The organism is Halomonas getboli, assembly GCF_023094245.1.
GTDB lineage: Bacteria > Pseudomonadota > Gammaproteobacteria > Pseudomonadales > Halomonadaceae > Halomonas > Halomonas getboli.
This window is the reverse complement of the sequence record NZ_JALMEW010000003.1, coordinates 164,658-180,564: the sequence shown is the minus strand read 5'-3', so window position 1 is coordinate 180,564 and position 15,907 is coordinate 164,658. Positions and strand designations below refer to the sequence as shown.

Sequence of the window (15,907 nt, the reverse complement as noted above, 5' to 3'; positions counted from 1 at the left end):
TAGCGGCCTAGCGCTGCGCCGTGTCCAGGCCGGCGCCCGGAGTGTGCAGGCGGTCGCCCACCGCCAGGGTGCGCGAGGCCTGCATCACCAGGCCATAGCTCATCTTCTCGTAGGGCCGCACCACCATCACCAGCCCGGCATCCTCGCCGGGCAGGCGCAGCATCTCGCCGGTGCGGGGATCGTCGACCAGCTCGCCGCGCTGCTCCACCGCCAGCACATGGCCCGGCGCCAGGCCGTCGCGGGTGCCGCGGTCCAGGGCGACCATCTGCAGCCGGCCGATGAAACGCACGCCGCCGGGCACCGACAGGATATGCCCCTCGACGGCCCGATCCGGGGCCCGCGGCAGGAACTCGGTGACCAGGGCGCGATCCTCCAGCGGCAGCACGATGTCACCGTTGCGAATCTCCTGGGTCGCCTTGGTGGCCTCCAGTACCGCGACATCGTCCTCCTGGCGCATCTGCCGGGCCTCGCCCACGCTCTCGAGCTCGAGGCCCAGCACCTCGCCGGTGGCCTGGTCGAGATAGCGTTCGCCGGGGCGATAGATGCCGACGCGGGCGCCGGCCGGCACCTCGCCGCGGGCGTAGAAGCGGTCGCCGGCGCCGCTGATCAGCCGGCCGTCGTTGCCGCCCACCACATAGGCCAGCTCGTCGAGGGCCTCGGGATCGGTGATGACTCGATGATCGCGCATGAACAGGCGCACCGATTCCAGCGGGATCGGCTCGATCGCCTCGCGCCGCGGCACGGTGCGCACCTCCGGCGACAGGTGCACCACGCCCTGGCCGCGCTCCAGCCCCAGACACGGGCGGCCGCCGCAGTCGTAGAGGTAGACGATATCGCCGGGGTAGATCAGGTGCGGGTTCTCGATCTGCGGATTGACCTGCCACACCTCGGGCCACTGCCAGGGGTGCTGCAGGAAACGTCCGGAGATGTCCCACAGGGTGTCGCCTCGCACCACGGTGTAGCGATCGGGAGCGTCGCCCCTCAGACCATCGTCCCAGCTCAGGCCCTGGGCCTGGGCGGCGCCGGTGGCGAGCATTCCCAGCGCCAGCCCCCCCAGCCAGCGCCACACGAGCCTGCTGCGTCCGATCTGCTTCATTGCCTCGCTCCCTGCCTGATGAGCTCGGCGGCGCCAGGAACCTCGCCGCCGTGGTATAGTCTGATGCTATCGATACGATGCGTTGTGCCGCGGTTTCCCGGCATGCCGCAGGCTTCTAGAATAGCCGTATTTCCCGAATGACAGCACAACGGTGATACCAACGCCATGGCCAGACTCCCCATTCTCGAATTCCCCGACGAGCGGCTCCGTACCAAGGCCGCCCCCGTCGAGACGGTCGACGACGAGGTGCGCCGGCTGGTCGACGACATGCTCGAGACGATGTATGCCGCGCCCGGCATCGGCCTGGCGGCCACCCAGGTGGACGTGCACCGCCGGGTCATCGTGATCGACGTCAGCGAGGACCAGAGCGCCCCGCTCGTGCTGATCAACCCCGAGTACGTGCCGATCGGCGAGGAGCGCGAGCCGATGCAGGAAGGCTGCCTGTCGGTGCCCGAGTACTACGCCGAGGTGCCGCGGGCGCTGAAGGTCCAGCTCAAGGCCCTGGACCGCAACGGCCAGCCCTACGAACTCGAGGCCGACGGCCTGCTGGCCCACTGCATCCAGCACGAGCACGACCACCTCGAGGGCGTACTGTTTGTCGACTACCTCTCGCCGCTCAAGCGCGACCGGGTGATGAAGAAGATGCAGAAGCGCCACCGGCTGAACCAGCCGGCCTGAGTCGCCTCGACGCCCTTACCGAGATGAAGGCCGGTGCCCGATGGGCGCCGGCCTTCGTCGTTTGGGCCCGGCTCCGTTATCATGGGAGGCATTCATTCCGGCAAGGCCTCCGAACCCATGTCCCGACCCCTGCGCGTCATCTTCGCCGGCACGCCCGACTTCGCCGCCGAGAGCCTGTCGGCGCTGCTGGCGAGCTCCCATCGCGTCGTCGCCGTCTACACCCAGCCCGACCGCCCCGCCGGCCGCGGCCGCAAGCTCACCCCCAGCCCGGTCAAGGCACTGGCCCTCGAGCACGACCTGCCGGTCCATCAGCCGGCATCGCTGAAGACGCCCGAGGCCCTGGCCGAACTGGCCGCCCTGGAGGCGGACATCATGGTGGTGGTGGCCTACGGCCTGATCCTGCCCAAGGCGGTGCTCGACACCCCGCGCCTCGGCTGCATCAACGTCCACGCCTCGCTGCTGCCGCGCTGGCGCGGCGCCGCGCCGATCCAGCGCGGCATCGAGGCCGGCGACGCCGAGAGCGGCGTGACCATCATGCAGATGGACGAGGGGCTCGATACCGGCGCCATGCTGCGCATCGCCCGAACGCCGATCACCGCCACCACCACCGGCGGCGCCCTGCATGACGCCCTGGCCGCCCTGGGCGGCCGGGCCATGGTCGAGACGCTGGACGCCCTGGCCGGCGACGGCCTCGCCGCCACGCCACAGCCCGAGGACGGCGTCACCTACGCCGCCAAGCTGTCCAAGGCCGAGGCCGAACTCGACTTCCGCGAGGACGCCGAGGCCCTGGCCGCGCGCATCCGCGCCTTCAATCCCTGGCCGGTGGCCTGGTGCGCGCTGGGCGACGATCGCCTGCGGCTGCTGATGGCCGAGGCCGACGCTCAAGCCACACCCAGCGACGAGCGCGCCGCCCCCGGCACCCTGCTGCCCCATGACGATGACGCCCTGCGCATCGCCTGCGGCGAGCACGGCGCCCAGGTGCTGCGCGTCACCCGGGCCCAGCTGCCCGGCGGCAAGCCCCTCGACGTGCGCGAGCTGCTCAAGGCTCGCGCGGATCGCTTCGCGCCCGGCAGCCGCCTGGGCCGGCCGAACCAGGAGACTCCCGCATGAACCAGCCGCGCCATTCCTCCCGCTCGCCCGACAGCGGCCAGGCGGTGCGCGCCGCGGCCGCCCGCGCCCTGGTGCCGGTGATCACCGGCCGCGGCTCGCTCAGCAACCTCGACGACCATCAGGTGGTGTCCCGGGATCGCGGCCTGTTCAAGGAGCTGTGCTTCGGCAGCTGCCGCGCCCTGTGCCGCCTCGAGGCGCTCGCCGGCAAGCTGCTGGACAAGCCCTTCAAGACCCGCGACGCCGACGTCCAGGCGCTGCTGCTGGTGGGCATCTACCAGCTGCTCTACACGCGTATTCCGCCCCACGCCGCGGTGGGTGAGACCGCCGGCGCCGCGCGGCTGATCAACAAGCCCTGGGCCACCCGGGTGCTCAATGGCTGCCTGCGCCGCCTGCAGCGCGAGGCCAGCACCCTCCAGGCCGAGGTCGATCGCGACCCGGCGGTGGCGTTGCTGCATCCCAAGTGGTGGCTAAAGGCCTTCCGTCAGGCCTGGCCGGACGACTGGCGCGCGATCTGCGAGGCCAACAACCAGCCCGGGCCGATGACGCTGCGCGTCAATCGCCGCCACGGCGACCGCGAGAGCTACCTCGAGCGCCTCGACGCACCGGACATCGGCGCCCGCCTGTGCCTGCACTCGCCCGAGGGCCTGACCCTCGACGAGCCGTGCGACGTCGGCCGGCTGCCCGGCTTCCAGGAGGGGCTGGTCAGCGTGCAGGACGAAGCGGCCCAGCTCGCCGCCGAGCTGCTCGGCCCGACCCTCGCCCCGCGCCCCGGCGCCCGGGTGCTGGACGCCTGCTGCGCCCCGGGCGGCAAGACCGCCCACCTGCTCGAGCTGTTCGACGTCGACCTGCAGGCCATCGACAGCGACGACACCCGCCTGGCGCGGGTCGAGGACACCCTGTCGCGGCTCGGCCTGGAGGCCGACCTGGCCCACGGCGACGCCACCCGGCGCGACTGGTGGGACGGCACGCCGTTCGACGCCATCCTGCTCGACGCGCCCTGCTCGGGCAGCGGCGTGATCCGCCGCCATCCGGACATCAAGCGCCTGCGCCGCCACTCGGACATCGCCAAGCTGGCCGAGCTCCAGGCCCGGCTGCTCGACAACCTGTGGCCGCTGCTGGCGCCGGGCGGCACGCTGCTCTATGCCACCTGCTCGGTGCTGCCCGAGGAGAACGCCGACCAGGTCGCCGCCTTCCTCGCCCGCACCCCGGACGCCGAGGTGACCACGCCCGACGGCGTGGCCTGGGGCCGCCCCGCCGGCGCCGGCCGCCAGCTGCTGCCGAGCGCCGACAGCCATGACGGCTTCTTCTATGCCAGACTGAGGAAGCGGGCCGCCTGAGCGGCCGGAGGGGGCCTCCGCCTGTCGGCCTCCTCGCCCTTTCCCCGCTGCCAGAGGACGACACCATGAGCCACACCTACAAGCACATCGAGCTGACCGGCAGCTCCGAGACGAGCATCGAGGACGCCGTCCAGAGCGCACTGACCAAGGCCTCGGAGAGCCTGCATGGCATGCGCTGGTTCGAGGTCATCGACACCCGCGGCCATATCGAGCACGGCCGGGTGGCTCACTGGCAGGTCACGATCAAGGTCGGCTTCACCCTGGACTGAAGTCCCTTCGACCCTGTTCATCCATCCAAGGCTGGTTTAGGCTTGCCGCCACTCCCGAGACGGCGCCTGCGAGGCGCCGTCCGTCTAGCTCCGGACTGTGACACGCGATGAAGATCATCATCCTCGGCGCCGGCCAGGTCGGCGGGACCCTGGCCGAGCACCTGGCGCACGAAGAAAACGAAATCACGGTGGTGGACACCGACGCCAAGAAGCTGCGCGAGCTGCATACCCGGCTCGACATCCGCACCGTGACCGGCGCCGGCTCCTACCCGATGGTGCTCCGCCAGGCCGGCTGCGAAGACGCCGACATGCTGATCGCGGTGACCAACTCCGACGAGGTGAACATGATTGCCTGTCAGGTCGCCTACACGCTGTTCCGCACGCCGACCAAGATCGCCCGCGTCCGCGCCACCGCCTACCTGACCCGCAAGGGCCTGTTCGCCCACGAGGCGGTGCCCATCGACGTGCTGATCAGCCCCGAACAGGTGGTCACCGACCACATCCGCCGGCTGATCGAGCATCCCGGCGCCCTGCAGGTGCTGGAGTTCGCCGGCGGCCAGGTCCAGCTGGTGGCGGTGAAGGCCTTCTACGGCGGCCCGCTGGTCGGCCAGGAGCTCGGCTTCCTGCGCCGCCACATGCCCAGCGTGGACACCCGGGTGGCGGCCATCTATCGCCGCAACCGGCCGATCATCCCCCGCGGCGACACCGTCATCGAGGCCGACGACGAGGTGTTCTTCATCGCCGACCGCCGCGACATCCGCGCGGTGATGAGCGAACTGCGTCGCCTCGAGCGCGACTTCCGCCGGGTGATCATCGCCGGCGGCGGCAACATCGGCGAGCGCCTCGCCGAGCACCTCGAGCACAGCCATCAGGTGAAGATCGTCGAGCACAGCCTGGAGCGCTGCACCCAGCTCTCCGAGCGCCTCGACCGCACCGTGGTGCTTCACGGCAGCGCCACCAGCAAGCGCCTGCTGGAGGAGGAGAACATCGAGGAGTGCGACATCTTCTGCGCGCTGACCAACGACGACGAGGTCAACATCATGTCGTCGATGCTGGCCAAGCGCATGGGTGCCAAGAAGGTCCTTACCCTGATCAACAACGCCGCCTACGTGGACCTGGTCCAGGGCGGCGAGATCGACATCGCCATCTCCCCGCAGCAGGCCACCATCGGCAGCCTGCTGACCCACGTGCGCCGCGGCGACATCGTCAACGTGCACTCGCTGCGCCGCGGCGCCGCCGAGGCCATCGAGGCCATCGCCCACGGCGACCAGCAGTCGTCCAAGGTGGTCGGCCGCGCCATCGGCGAGATCGACCTGCCGCGGGGCACCACCATCGGCGCCGTGGTGCGCGGCAAGGACGTACTGATCGCCCACGACGACGTGGTCATCCAGTCCGGCGACCACCTGATCCTGTTCGTCATCGACAAGCGCCGCATCCGCGACGTGGAGCGGCTCTTCCAGGTCGGCCTGACCTTCTTCTGAGCCGCCGCCAGCCTGCACGCGAGGGAATCCGCATGATCCACCAGCCATCGTTCGATGACGCCGTTCGCCGCCCGCTCGCCCGCGCCTCGGAGGCGCGCTCGTGAGCCTGCTGGCTAGCGGGGCGACCCTGCAGCGTACGCGCCACTGGGCGCCGGTACTCAAGGTGCTGGCGCTGCTTTGGCTGGTGCTGGCGGCCTTCATGATGGTGCCCTGGCTGGTGCTGATGCTGGAGGGCGACGTCGACGCCACGGCGTTCGGCCTGTCGATTCTGATCGTGCTGGGCTCGGTGGCCGCGATCCTGCTGTCGACGCTGCGGGTGGAGATCAGCTTCAAGCCCTGGCAGATGTTCGTGGTCACCTCGCTGAGCTGGGTCTCGATCAGCGGCTTCGCCAGCCTGCCGCTGGTGCTGGGGGCCACCCAGCTGTCGTTTACCAACGCGGTGTTCGAATCGGTCTCGGCCATCACCACCACCGGCTCCACGGTGCTGACCAACATCGAGGGGCTGTCCGACGGCCTCAAGCTGTGGCGCGGCCTGATGCAGTGGCTGGGCGGGGTCGGCATCATCGTGATGGGCATCGCCATCCTGCCGTTCCTCAAGGTCGGCGGCATGCGACTGTTCCACACCGAATCCTCGGACTGGTCGGACAAGGTCATGCCCCGCACCGGCGGGATCGCCAAGGCCACGCTGATCATCTACTGCGGCATGACCCTGGCCGCGGTGGCCAGCTACTGGCTCGGCGGCATGGCGCCGATCGATGCCATCGTCCACGCCATGACCTCGGTGGCCACCGGCGGCTTCGCCAACTCCGACGCCTCCTTCGGCGCCTACGCCGACCAGCCGCATCTGCTGTGGCTGGGCAGCCTGTTCATGCTCGGCGGTGCCCTGCCCTTCGTGATCTACATCCGGGTGCTGCGCGGCGCGCGGCTCGCCCTGTGGCACGACCAGCAGGTGCGTGGCCTGCTGGGCATGCTGGCGATCGTCATCGTGCTGCTCACCGCCTGGCGCATCTGGCAGGGTAACGACGCCTTCGACTCGCTCACCCAGGTGACCTTCAACGTGGTCTCGGTGGTCACCACCACCGGCTTCGCCGGCGACGACTACACGGCCTGGGGCAGCCTGGCCGCGGTGGCCTTCTTCTACCTGACCTTCATCGGCGGCTGCAGCGGCTCCACCAGCGGCGGCATGAAAGTGTTCCGCTTCCAGGTCGCGACCATCCTGCTGCGCAACCAGCTGCGCTTCCTGGTGCACGCCAACGGCGTGTTCTCGGCCCGCTACAACGGCCATCCGCTGACCGACGACGTGACCCGCGGTGTCATCGCCTTCTCGTTCTTCTTCTTCCTGACCATCGCCGGGCTGGCCCTGGGCCTGTCGCTGCTGGGCCTGGACCTGGTCACCGCGCTGTCGGGGGCGGCCACGGCGGTGGCCAACGTCGGCCCCGGCCTCGGCGACATCATCGGCCCGGCGGGCAACTTCGGCCCCCTGCCCGACGCCGCCAAGTGGCTCTTGTGCATCGGCATGCTGATGGGCCGCCTGGAGATCCTCACCGTGCTGGTGCTGTTTACCCCGATGTTCTGGCGCAAATAGGGAAAACGCGGATTGATTGCTGCGCTCGACATAAATCAGCGCTTCCCCCCGACATTTCATCCGACGCGGTATAGCGACAAGTCGCAAGGCCGGTGCAAGCGCCCGCGGCGGGTTTGGCCCGCCGGCGGGCTTCGTGGATAATCGGGTCTTCATCCTTCAGACCCGAGCGTCCATGACCGACTCCCAGGACACCGCGACCGTCGAGCGCGAGCAGGTCGCCGGCGGCGGCCCGCGCCGCACCCTCCAGGTGGGCGAGACCCGCTATACCCTGCTGGGCACCGCCCACGTCTCCGCCGAGAGCGCCGCCGAGGTGCGCGAGCTGATCGACTCCGGCGAGTTCGACGCCGTGGCCATCGAACTGTGCGACTCGCGTCATCAGAACCTGGCCAATCCCGATGCACTGGGCGAGCAGGACCTGTTCCAGATCTTCCGCCAGGGCAAGGCCGGCATGGTCGCCGCCAGCCTGGCGCTGGGCGCCTTTCAGCAGCGCGTCGCCGAGCAGTCCGGCATCGAGCCCGGGGCCGAGATGCGCGCCGCCCTGGAGGCCAGCCGCGCCCGCCAGCTGCCGCTGCTGCTGGTCGACCGCGACGTCGGCGTGACCCTCAAGCGCATCTATCACAACGTGCCCTGGTGGCAGCGCTTCTCGCTGTTCTCGGGGCTGCTTGGCGGGGTGCTGTCGCGTCAGGACGTCTCCGCGGAGGACATCGAGCGGCTCAAGGAGGGCGACGTGCTGGAGTCCACCTTCAGCGAATTCGCCAGTGAGTCCGAGAGCCTCTACACGCCGCTGATCAGCGAGCGCGACCGCTACATGACGCTGCGCCTGGCCGAGCAGTGCCCGCCGGGGCGCTATCGCCACGTGCTGGTGGTGATCGGCGCCGGCCACCTCAAGGGCATGGCAGAGCACCTGGAACGGCCGCTGCCCGAAGCGCCGACGCCGGAGCGCGAGGCGCTGGAGGCCACGCCGCCACCTTCGAAGGTGTGGAAGACGCTGCCGTGGCTGATCACGCTGCTGGTGCTGACCGGCTTCGCCGTCGGCTTCTCGCGCAACACCGGGCTCGGCTGGCAGCTGGTGGCCGAATGGTTCGTGATCAACGGCGTGCTCTCGGGCGCCGCCACGCTGGTGGCGCTGGCCCATCCGCTGACGGTGATCGCCACCGTGATCGCGGCCCCGCTGACCTCGCTCAATCCCACCATCGGCGCCGGCTTCGTGGCCGCCGGGGTCGAGCTCGCCATGCGCAAGCCCAAGGTGCGCGACTTCGCCACCCTGCGCCACGACGTCACTCAGGTGAAGGGCTGGTGGCGCAACCGGGTCTCACGCACCCTGCTGGTGTTCCTCACCGCGACCCTGGGCTCCGCCGCCGGCACCTGGATCGCCGGCTTCCGCATCGCCGGCGCCCTGTTCGGCAACTGACGGCCCGGCCACCACTGAACGCTACCGGGCGCCCGACCGGCGCCCACCACGCCCTTCCCTGGCCATGACACAGCGCAAGGTTTCTCGCCGGACGCCGGCCTACGTTTAAAGCCCGCGTCGCCCTAACGGCGACGCGACGCATCACGTGACGGCGGCTATCACCGCAAGGGGGAAACGATGAGAACGCTTATGTTGGCCCTGGTATCGAGCGTCATGATCCTGGGCATCGCGCCGGTCTCGGCGGACATGCATGGCGACACGGCGCAGCTGGCGGAGGAGAAGGGCTGCCTGGGCTGCCACGGCCGTGCCGACGACACGCCACGGGCGCCGGGCTTCGCCAGCATCGCGGCGAAGTACGAGGGCAGCGAGATGCGCGGCTACCTGGTCGACGTGGTGATGACCGGCGGCGAGGATCACTGGGGCTCGGCCACCATGCCGGACGCCGGCGAGCGCCCCGAGGTGAGCCAGGAAGACGCCGAGCGGCTGGTGGATTGGATCTTCGGCATGCGCGAGGAATAGGCGATACCACGGAAAGGGGCCCGGGCATGGCTGCCCGGGCCCCTTTACTGCCTTGCTGGCGCGTGGGGCACGTGCCGCTTCAGCGTGACTGAAGCGCCGGCGAAGGCTCGTCTTCTGCCGGGCGGCGCTTCCAGGCGCCTGCCAGCAGCGAGCCGGAGACGTTGTGCCACACCGAGAACAGCGCCCCCGGCAGCGCCGAGGTGGCGGTGAAGAACTGGTTGGCCAGGGCCACCGCAAGCCCGGAGTTCTGCAGCCCGACCTCGAAGGCGATGGTGCGCGCGGTGCGCTCGTCGAAGCGCAGCGCCCGAGCCAGGCCATAGCCACCGGCCAGGCCGACGGCATTGTGGGCGATCACCGCCAGCGCCACGATCGGCCCCAGGGTCGCCAGCCGGCCGGCGTTGAGCGCCACCACGATGGCGATGATGACCACGATGGCCAGCATCGCCAGGCTCGCCAGCGCCGGCTCGATCCGCGCGATGCGATCGCCCAGCCAGTGATTGACGATCACCCCGACCAGGATCGGCACCACCACCAGCTGGGCGATGCTGGTCAGCATGCCCGCCACCGGCACGTCGACGCTCTTGCCGACCAGCAGCAGGGTCAGCAGCGGCGTGGCCACCACCGACAGCAGCGTCGAGACCATGGTCATCGACACCGAGAGCGCCACCCGGCCGCCGGCCAGCCAGGTCATGACGTTGGAGGACGTGCCGCCGGCGGTGGCACCGACCAGCACCATGCCAATGGTCAGGGCGTCGGAGAGCCCCAGCAGCCGCGAGATCGCCAGCGCCGCCACCGGCATGATCAGGAACTGCAGCGCCACGCCCACGGCGATCGGCGCCGGCGACTTCACCACCCGCGCGAAGTCGGCCTTGGACAGGGTCAGGCCCATGGCGAACATGATGACCACCAGCAGCGTCTTGATGCTGCCGGCCAAGCCGGTGAAGAGCTGCGGCTGCCAGGCGGCGACCACGGCCAGCAGCACCGCCCAGACGGGAAAGAGACGATTGAAGCGCTCGAAGAGGTGCATGACGTGTCCTTGCGATATCGTTTTTTTGGTGTTGATGATGCTTGGCCGACGCGGTACTGACGGCCGCTCGGCTGCCTATGGTCGTCGACCCGGCCGGCACGGGCAATGGTCAGCGCTCGATGGTCGACGAATGTCGGCTGACAGGCGGACGCGGGCGTGATAGGTTCAAGCTCAATAATTAGCAACAAAACAGTGACGCCATGACCTCATCCAACGCCCGGGAGCGCTTCGGCATCCGGCTCTCCACCGTTTCTCGCCGCTGGCGGCGCGCCCTCGACCATCACATGACCCTGGCCGGCCATGCCGACACCAGCTGGGCCCCACTCATCCATCTCGAAGCCGGCGGCGACGGCCTCAGCCAGAAGGCGCTGGCCAAACGCGTCGGCATGGAGGGCTCCAGCCTGGTGCGCCACCTGGATCGCCTCGAGGCCAAGGGCCAGGTCGAACGCGTCAGCGACGAGCGCGACCGCCGCACCAAACGGGTCTTCCTGACCCCGGCCGGGCGCGACGCCGTGGCCGTCCTCAAGGGCGACCTGCACGAGGCCGAGCGGGCGCTGCTCAGCGACCTGAGCGATAACCAGATCGAGGCCCTTCTGGACGCCCTGGATCTGATTGACCGACGCCTGCAGCAGGAACCCGGCGCGCAGGAAGAGCCCCCCGCCTGATCCCTACTCTCCGGCCTGGTTCGCTTTCAGCAGCCGCCGCATGGCCGGCGTCGGCGCCTCGATCTTGCCGTGGCGCCGGCTGGCGGCGTAGCTGTCGTTGAAGACGTCGAAGTAGTCGTCGAGCCGCTCGGCGGCCTCTCCATCGCCGGCCTGACGCAGCAGCTCCACCGCCACCTCGGCGGTGCACAGGTGCGCCTCGGAGGCCGGCTTGCGCAGCCGGTAGCGGGTCAGCCGCTCGGTGGTCAGCGGCAGCACCGGCAGCTCGGCCAGGTAGGGACTCTTGCGGAAGATGCGCCGCGCCTGGCGCCAGGTGCCGTCGAGGATCACGAACACCGGAATCCGCCCTTCCGCCTGGCGCGCCGCCACGCGCTCCATGCCGACCACCCGGTGAGCGTAGTCTTCCTGATCGTCGGGAAAGATCACGAAGGGCGCGTAGCGCGCGTCCTCGAGCATCGCCAGCAGCCGTGCGTCCGGTTCGGTGCGATACCAGGTGAAGACCTCGGTGGTGGGCAGGACGTCGCGAATCAGCCGCCCGGTGTTGGTGGGCTTGTAGTGCTCCAGCGGATGAGTGATCAGCCACACCCGGGTGCGGCTCTCCGCCGTCACCTTGTAGGGGCACAGGCAGTTCAGCGCCGGCAGGTTGCAGGACTCGCAGCGGCGCACGAAGCTGCCGCGGGCCTTGAACTCGCGCCGCGGCGGCCGTGGATGTCCGGTGGCGGGATCCACGTCGGCGTGGTCGGGGCTGGGGGTATCGTCCTGCATGGTCGTCGTCGCGCCGGAGGGAAGATCGGAAAGGGGGCCATTCTAGCACGCCGACTGGCCCCTCACTCCTCGCCCCACCTCATTATTCCGGCATCGCAAGCCGCCCCGTCTCGCGCCAGTGGCGCACCAGCGCCGGCACGCCCTCGCCGGCGGGCCGGGCGATCTTCGCCACCCCGCGCGGCGCCAGAGTCTCCGCCTCGGGGTCGACCAGCGCACAGGATACGCCGAACGGCGCCTCGTCGAGCAGCATCGCGGCCGGCATCACCGCCAGCGAGGTGCCCACCACCAGCAGCAGATCGGCCTCGGCGACGATGTCGCAGGCCACCGGATAGGCCGGCACGGCCTCGCCGAACCACACCACGTCGGGGCGCAGCTGGCCGCCCTTGTCGCACAGGTCGCCCAAGCGGATGCCACCCCGGGGCAGCGGGTAGCGCAGCGCCGGGTCGACGCTGGAGCGCGCCATCAGGATCTCGCCGTGAAGGTGCAGCACGCTGCGCGAGCCGGCCCGCTCGTGCAGGTCGTCGATGTTCTGGGTAATGACGCTGACCCGGAAGCCGTCCGCCTCGAGCTCGGCCAGGGCCCGGTGGGCGGCGTTGGGCGCGGCCCCGCGCACCTGGTCTCGTCGCGCGTCGTAGAAGCGCAGCACCCGTTCGGGATCACGGGCCCAGCCCTCAGGCGTGGCGACCGCCTCGACGGGTTCGTCGGCCCACAGGCCGTCGGCGGCGCGGAAGGTCTGGATGCCGCTCTCGGCGCTGATGCCGGCGCCGGTCAGCACCACCAGATGGGGGCGGGAGTCGTCGCTCATGGTCGTCTCGCGTATCGGGGAGCTCGCCCCAGCTTGCCATATTCCGCCCCGGCAAAGCAGCGAGCGGCGGATGACATCCGCTCGCCTCGCGGCGACAATGGGCACCCTCGCCGCCTCCCCCGAGCCGCCCGATGACCGAACCGCTGCCGATTCTCCATCACGACGAACACCTGGTCGCGGTGCACAAGCCCGCCGGGCTGCTGGTGCATCGCAGCGCCCTGGCCCGGGGCGAGCGCCACTTCCTGCTGCAGACCCTGCGCGACCAGCTGGGCCAGCGGGTCTATCCGGTGCACCGCCTGGACCGCCCCACCTCGGGGCTGATGGTATTCGCGCTTTCGTCCGAGGTCGCCCGCCGCCTGGGCGAGGCCTTCGAGCAGCACCGCGTGGCCAAGCGCTACCTGGCCGTGGTGCGCGGCACCGGGCCGGACGCCGAGCGCCTCGAGTACGCCCTGCGCGAGGAGGACGGCCGCCGTCCCAAGGCCGAGATGCCGGCCATGGAGGCCGTCACCGAGGTGCGGCGGCTGGACAGCGTCGAGCTGCCGGTGCGGGTCGACCGCTACCCCAGCAGCCGCTACTCGCTGATGGAGGCGCGACCGCTGACCGGGCGACGCCACCAGATCCGCCGCCACCTGTCCCAGCGCGGCTACCCGATCATCGGCGACGCCAAGCACGGCAAGGGCGTGCACAACCGCTTCTTCGCCGACCGACTCGACTGCCCGCGGCTGCTGCTGGCCGCCGTGGGCCTGAGCTTCGACCACCCGGTGGACGGCCGGCGCCTGGACCTGGGCTGCGCCCTGGACGCCCCCATGACCGCGCTGTTCCAGCGCTTCGGCTGGGCGGGCCACCTGCCCACCAACCGCCGTGCGCCCTCCGCCGAGCCATGTGAACTGCCATGAACGATTTTCCGAGCCCCGCCTCCCTCGAGACCGACGACCACGAGCTGCGCTTCGGCGGCATCCGCCGCCTCTACGGCGCCCGCGCCCTGGAGCGCTTCCGGAACGCCCACGTGGCGGTGATCGGCGTCGGCGGCGTCGGCAGCTGGGCCGTGGAGGCCCTGGCCCGCTCCGGCATCGGCAAGCTGACGCTGATCGACCTCGACGACGTCTGCGTGTCCAACGTCAACCGCCAGCTGCACGCCCTGGACGGCACCGTCGGCCGGCCCAAGGTCGAGGTGCTGGCCGAGCGCTGCCGGGCCATCCAGCCCGGCATCGAGGTGGTGGCGGACACCGCCTTCGTGACCCCGACCAACCTCGCCGAGCGGCTGCCCGAGGACCTGGACCACGTGATCGACGCCATCGACAGCGTGGTGGCCAAGGCGGCGCTGATCGCCTGGTGCAAGCGCCGCAAGCTGCCGATCACCGTGACCGGCGCGGCGGGCGGCCAGACCGACCCGACGCGCATCCGCGTGGCCGACCTGACCCGCACCGAGCACGACCCGCTGCTGGCCAAGGTGCGCTCGCGGCTGCGTCGCGACCACGGCTTCTCGCGCAATCCCAAGCGGCGCTTCTCGGTGGAGTGCGTCTACTCCAACGAACAGCTCGTCTACCCCGGCGCCGACGGCGAGGTCTGCCACACCAAGCCCGGTGCCGGCGAGGCCACCCGCCTCGACTGTGCCTCGGGCTTCGGCGCGGCGACCTTCGTCACCGGCAGCTTCGGCTTCACGGCGGCCTCACGCACCCTGGCGCGGCTGGCCCGAGACGCCGCCTCATCCCGCTGAATTCCCTGGAGAGACTCATGGACGTTTCGCATCCCGTGCCCGGCATCTACCGCCACTACAAGGGCCCGCTCTACGAGGTGATCGGCGTGGCCCATCACAGCGAGACCGAGGAGGCACTGGTGACCTACCGCGCGCTCTACGGCGAGTACGGCCTGTGGGTGCGTCCGCTGGGCATGTTCATGGAAACGGTCGAGGTGGACGGGGAAGTGACGCCCCGCTTCGCGCTGGAAAAGGCCTTTTCCTGAGCCCGGGCAGGCTCACGCCGAACGCAAGAAGGCGCCCCTCGGGGCGCCTTCTTGATATCGATGACCGATGTTCGGGGGCAAGACGAAGCGAGGGTTATCCGCCAGGGGTGAGACGGATTCCGCCGAACGGGCTGTTCAGGGACGGACGGCACCGGTCCTGCAAGCGCAGCAGGAAGCGAAAGCGCCGCAGGGCGGATGAAGCGCCCATGGATGGGTTCATAGCGCCTCGCGATGGTCTGACACTTCGGGGCTTGTCACCGAACGAGTCCATTCGACAATGCCTTATTCCGCTTCGTGCATCTGCTTCTGCAGGTAGTTCTGGATGCCGACCTTGTCGATCAGCGAGAGCTCGGTCTCGAGCTTGTCGATGTGCTCTTCCTCGTCGGCAAGGATGTCGCGGAACAGGTCGCGGGTGACGTAGTCCTGCACAGACTCGCAGTAGGCGATCGCCTCGATGTAGTCGTCACGGCCCTGGAGCTCGAGCTTGAGGTCGCACTCGAGCATCTCCCTGGTGTCCTCGCCGATCAGCAGCTTGCCGTAGTCCTGCAGGTTGGGCACGCCCTCGAGGAACAGGATCCGCTCGATCAGCTTGTCGGCGTGCTTCATCTCGTCGATGGACTCTTCGTACTCGAGCTTGCCGAGCGCGGCCAGACCCCAGTCCTGGAACATCTTGGCGTGCAGGTAGTACTGGTTGATCGCGACCAGCTCATTGCCGAGCGCGGTATTGAGGTACTCGATGACCTTCTTGTCGCCTTTCATGACACCACCTCATTGCTGTCGTCGGGGTCGTCCTTCAGCTTGGCATGCGTACCATCGCACCGCCATATGTGCCGGACAGTCTAGGTGATATCAGGAAAAACTCAAATAAATCAGAACGTTGAAAACGCCAAAAGAAACGATAGCGATTGCCATCAAACGGCGTAGGCGAGCCCCTCGCTGGCCAGACTCATCTCTTCCTGGATCGTCTCGCGGGTGATGGCCTTGCCCATGCAGGCGCACTTGCCGCACTGGGTGCCGCATCCCGTCTCGCGCTGGACCTCGCGCCAGCTGCGCGCGCCCTCTTCCACGCTGCGGCGGATCGCCTTGTCACTCACACCCTTGCACAGACACACGTACATACATCACCTCGCATCGGTCACGAGTCGAATGTAAATGATTCGCATGGACTATCGCAAGCATGACGCAGGACTATTGTGTGTC

18 protein-coding genes are annotated in these 15,907 nt (G+C 69.5%); 12 read left to right on the top strand and 6 right to left on the bottom strand.

Annotated elements, in window-relative coordinates:
• Nucleotides 1-7: 7 nt before the first annotated feature.
• Nucleotides 8-1,096, bottom strand: coding sequence for a LysM peptidoglycan-binding domain-containing protein (locus tag MYL53_RS08300; RefSeq protein WP_247853179.1), 1,089 nt, complete (start codon nt 1,094-1,096; stop codon nt 8-10).
• 165 nt (nt 1,097-1,261) lie between these two features.
• Here MYL53_RS08300 and def point away from each other — a divergent pair, with 165 nt between their 5' ends.
• The 8 genes from def to MYL53_RS08260 all read left to right on the top strand — a co-directional run bounded on the left by def (nt 1,262) and on the right by MYL53_RS08260 (nt 9,486).
• Nucleotides 1,262-1,774, top strand: coding sequence for a peptide deformylase (gene def / locus MYL53_RS08295; RefSeq protein ID WP_247853178.1), 513 nt, complete (start codon nt 1,262-1,264; stop codon nt 1,772-1,774).
• Nucleotides 1,775-1,891: 117 nt separating this feature from the next.
• Nucleotides 1,892-2,884, top strand: coding sequence for a methionyl-tRNA formyltransferase (gene fmt / locus MYL53_RS08290; RefSeq protein WP_247853177.1), 993 nt, complete (start codon nt 1,892-1,894; stop codon nt 2,882-2,884).
• The gene (gene rsmB / locus MYL53_RS08285; protein WP_247853176.1) at nt 2,881-4,221 is read left to right on the top strand and encodes a 16S rRNA (cytosine(967)-C(5))-methyltransferase RsmB; all 1,341 of its coding nucleotides are present in this window, start codon (nt 2,881-2,883) and stop codon (nt 4,219-4,221) included. The genes fmt and rsmB overlap by 4 nt, the downstream gene beginning before the upstream one ends.
• Before the next feature lie 65 nt (nt 4,222-4,286).
• Complete coding sequence (locus MYL53_RS08280) at nt 4,287-4,490, top strand: dodecin (RefSeq protein WP_247853174.1); 204 nt, start codon at nt 4,287-4,289, stop codon at nt 4,488-4,490.
• A gap of 107 nt (nt 4,491-4,597) precedes the next feature.
• The gene (gene trkA, locus MYL53_RS08275) at nt 4,598-5,971 is read left to right on the top strand and encodes a Trk system potassium transporter TrkA (protein ID WP_247853172.1); all 1,374 of its coding nucleotides are present in this window, start codon (nt 4,598-4,600) and stop codon (nt 5,969-5,971) included.
• A 106-nt stretch (nt 5,972-6,077) separates the two neighbouring features.
• Entirely contained in the window at nt 6,078-7,556 is a 1,479-nt protein-coding gene (locus tag MYL53_RS08270) for a TrkH family potassium uptake protein (protein ID WP_247853538.1), read from the top strand.
• A gap of 172 nt (nt 7,557-7,728) precedes the next feature.
• Entirely contained in the window at nt 7,729-8,967 is a 1,239-nt protein-coding gene (locus tag MYL53_RS08265; RefSeq protein ID WP_247853170.1) for a TraB/GumN family protein, read from the top strand.
• A gap of 189 nt (nt 8,968-9,156) precedes the next feature.
• Nucleotides 9,157-9,486, top strand: a complete 330-nt coding sequence (locus tag MYL53_RS08260; RefSeq protein ID WP_247853168.1) for a c-type cytochrome — start codon at nt 9,157-9,159, stop codon at nt 9,484-9,486.
• Nucleotides 9,487-9,565: 79 nt separating this feature from the next.
• On the opposite strand, the gene MYL53_RS08255 is transcribed toward MYL53_RS08260, so the two are convergent.
• A complete protein-coding gene (locus MYL53_RS08255; protein WP_247853166.1) occupies nt 9,566-10,513 on the bottom strand; it encodes a bile acid:sodium symporter family protein in 948 nt (315 codons plus the stop codon).
• Between the two features lie 200 nt (nt 10,514-10,713).
• Here MYL53_RS08255 and MYL53_RS08250 point away from each other — a divergent pair, with 200 nt between their 5' ends.
• Nucleotides 10,714-11,178: a MarR family winged helix-turn-helix transcriptional regulator gene (locus MYL53_RS08250; RefSeq protein WP_247853164.1), complete on the top strand. Its 465-nt coding sequence runs from the start codon at nt 10,714-10,716 to the stop codon at nt 11,176-11,178.
• A 3-nt stretch (nt 11,179-11,181) separates the two neighbouring features.
• Here the strand turns inward: MYL53_RS08250 and MYL53_RS08245 are convergent, their stop codons facing one another.
• Nucleotides 11,182-11,940 carry a tRNA-uridine aminocarboxypropyltransferase gene (locus MYL53_RS08245; RefSeq protein ID WP_247853163.1) on the bottom strand — a complete coding sequence of 253 codons (759 nt, stop codon included), beginning with the start codon at nt 11,938-11,940 and terminating at the stop codon, nt 11,182-11,184.
• Nucleotides 11,941-12,022: 82 nt separating this feature from the next.
• Nucleotides 12,023-12,745, bottom strand: a complete 723-nt coding sequence (locus tag MYL53_RS08240) for an SIR2 family NAD-dependent protein deacylase (RefSeq protein ID WP_247853162.1) — start codon at nt 12,743-12,745, stop codon at nt 12,023-12,025.
• A 131-nt stretch (nt 12,746-12,876) separates the two neighbouring features.
• Here MYL53_RS08240 and MYL53_RS08235 point away from each other — a divergent pair, with 131 nt between their 5' ends.
• Genes MYL53_RS08235 through MYL53_RS08225 form a run of 3 tightly spaced genes read left to right on the top strand, consistent with a single transcriptional unit; the run spans nt 12,877 to nt 14,707 of the window.
• A complete protein-coding gene (locus MYL53_RS08235; RefSeq protein ID WP_247853160.1) occupies nt 12,877-13,641 on the top strand; it encodes a pseudouridine synthase in 765 nt (254 codons plus the stop codon).
• Nucleotides 13,638-14,462, top strand: coding sequence for a tRNA cyclic N6-threonylcarbamoyladenosine(37) synthase TcdA (gene tcdA, locus MYL53_RS08230; RefSeq protein ID WP_247853159.1), 825 nt, complete (start codon nt 13,638-13,640; stop codon nt 14,460-14,462). Before MYL53_RS08235 ends, tcdA begins: the two co-directional genes overlap by 4 nt.
• Nucleotides 14,463-14,479: 17 nt before the next feature.
• Entirely contained in the window at nt 14,480-14,707 is a 228-nt protein-coding gene (locus MYL53_RS08225) for a DUF1653 domain-containing protein (RefSeq protein WP_247853158.1), read from the top strand.
• Nucleotides 14,708-14,989: 282 nt separating this feature from the next.
• On the opposite strand, the gene bfr is transcribed toward MYL53_RS08225, so the two are convergent.
• Together bfr and MYL53_RS08215 are read right to left on the bottom strand one after the other, a co-directional pair.
• Nucleotides 14,990-15,466 carry a bacterioferritin gene (bfr, locus tag MYL53_RS08220; protein WP_247853156.1) on the bottom strand — a complete coding sequence of 159 codons (477 nt, stop codon included), beginning with the start codon at nt 15,464-15,466 and terminating at the stop codon, nt 14,990-14,992.
• A 152-nt stretch (nt 15,467-15,618) separates the two neighbouring features.
• Nucleotides 15,619-15,825: a (2Fe-2S)-binding protein gene (locus tag MYL53_RS08215; protein ID WP_247853155.1), complete on the bottom strand. Its 207-nt coding sequence runs from the start codon at nt 15,823-15,825 to the stop codon at nt 15,619-15,621.
• Nucleotides 15,826-15,907 lie beyond the last annotated feature (82 nt).

Excerpts from the sequence above, each read along its gene's own strand:
- MYL53_RS08300 (WP_247853179.1), bottom strand. The coding sequence starts at position 1,096 with ATGAAGCAGATCGGACGCAGCAGGCTCGTGTGGCGCTGGCTGGGGGGG.
- def (WP_247853178.1), top strand. The coding sequence starts at position 1,262 with ATGGCCAGACTCCCCATTCTCGAATTCCCCGACGAGCGGCTCCGTACC.
- fmt (WP_247853177.1), top strand. The coding sequence starts at position 1,892 with ATGTCCCGACCCCTGCGCGTCATCTTCGCCGGCACGCCCGACTTCGCC.
- rsmB (WP_247853176.1), top strand. The coding sequence starts at position 2,881 with ATGAACCAGCCGCGCCATTCCTCCCGCTCGCCCGACAGCGGCCAGGCG.
- MYL53_RS08280 (WP_247853174.1), top strand. The coding sequence starts at position 4,287 with ATGAGCCACACCTACAAGCACATCGAGCTGACCGGCAGCTCCGAGACG.
- trkA (WP_247853172.1), top strand. The coding sequence starts at position 4,598 with ATGAAGATCATCATCCTCGGCGCCGGCCAGGTCGGCGGGACCCTGGCC.
- MYL53_RS08265 (WP_247853170.1), top strand. The coding sequence starts at position 7,729 with ATGACCGACTCCCAGGACACCGCGACCGTCGAGCGCGAGCAGGTCGCC.
- MYL53_RS08260 (WP_247853168.1), top strand. The coding sequence starts at position 9,157 with ATGTTGGCCCTGGTATCGAGCGTCATGATCCTGGGCATCGCGCCGGTC.
- MYL53_RS08255 (WP_247853166.1), bottom strand. The coding sequence starts at position 10,513 with ATGCACCTCTTCGAGCGCTTCAATCGTCTCTTTCCCGTCTGGGCGGTG.
- MYL53_RS08250 (WP_247853164.1), top strand. The coding sequence starts at position 10,714 with ATGACCTCATCCAACGCCCGGGAGCGCTTCGGCATCCGGCTCTCCACC.
- MYL53_RS08245 (WP_247853163.1), bottom strand. The coding sequence starts at position 11,940 with ATGCAGGACGATACCCCCAGCCCCGACCACGCCGACGTGGATCCCGCC.
- MYL53_RS08240 (WP_247853162.1), bottom strand. The coding sequence starts at position 12,745 with ATGAGCGACGACTCCCGCCCCCATCTGGTGGTGCTGACCGGCGCCGGC.
- MYL53_RS08235 (WP_247853160.1), top strand. The coding sequence starts at position 12,877 with ATGACCGAACCGCTGCCGATTCTCCATCACGACGAACACCTGGTCGCG.
- tcdA (WP_247853159.1), top strand. The coding sequence starts at position 13,638 with ATGAACGATTTTCCGAGCCCCGCCTCCCTCGAGACCGACGACCACGAG.
- MYL53_RS08225 (WP_247853158.1), top strand. The coding sequence starts at position 14,480 with ATGGACGTTTCGCATCCCGTGCCCGGCATCTACCGCCACTACAAGGGC.
- bfr (WP_247853156.1), bottom strand. The coding sequence starts at position 15,466 with ATGAAAGGCGACAAGAAGGTCATCGAGTACCTCAATACCGCGCTCGGC.
- MYL53_RS08215 (WP_247853155.1), bottom strand. The coding sequence starts at position 15,825 with ATGTACGTGTGTCTGTGCAAGGGTGTGAGTGACAAGGCGATCCGCCGC.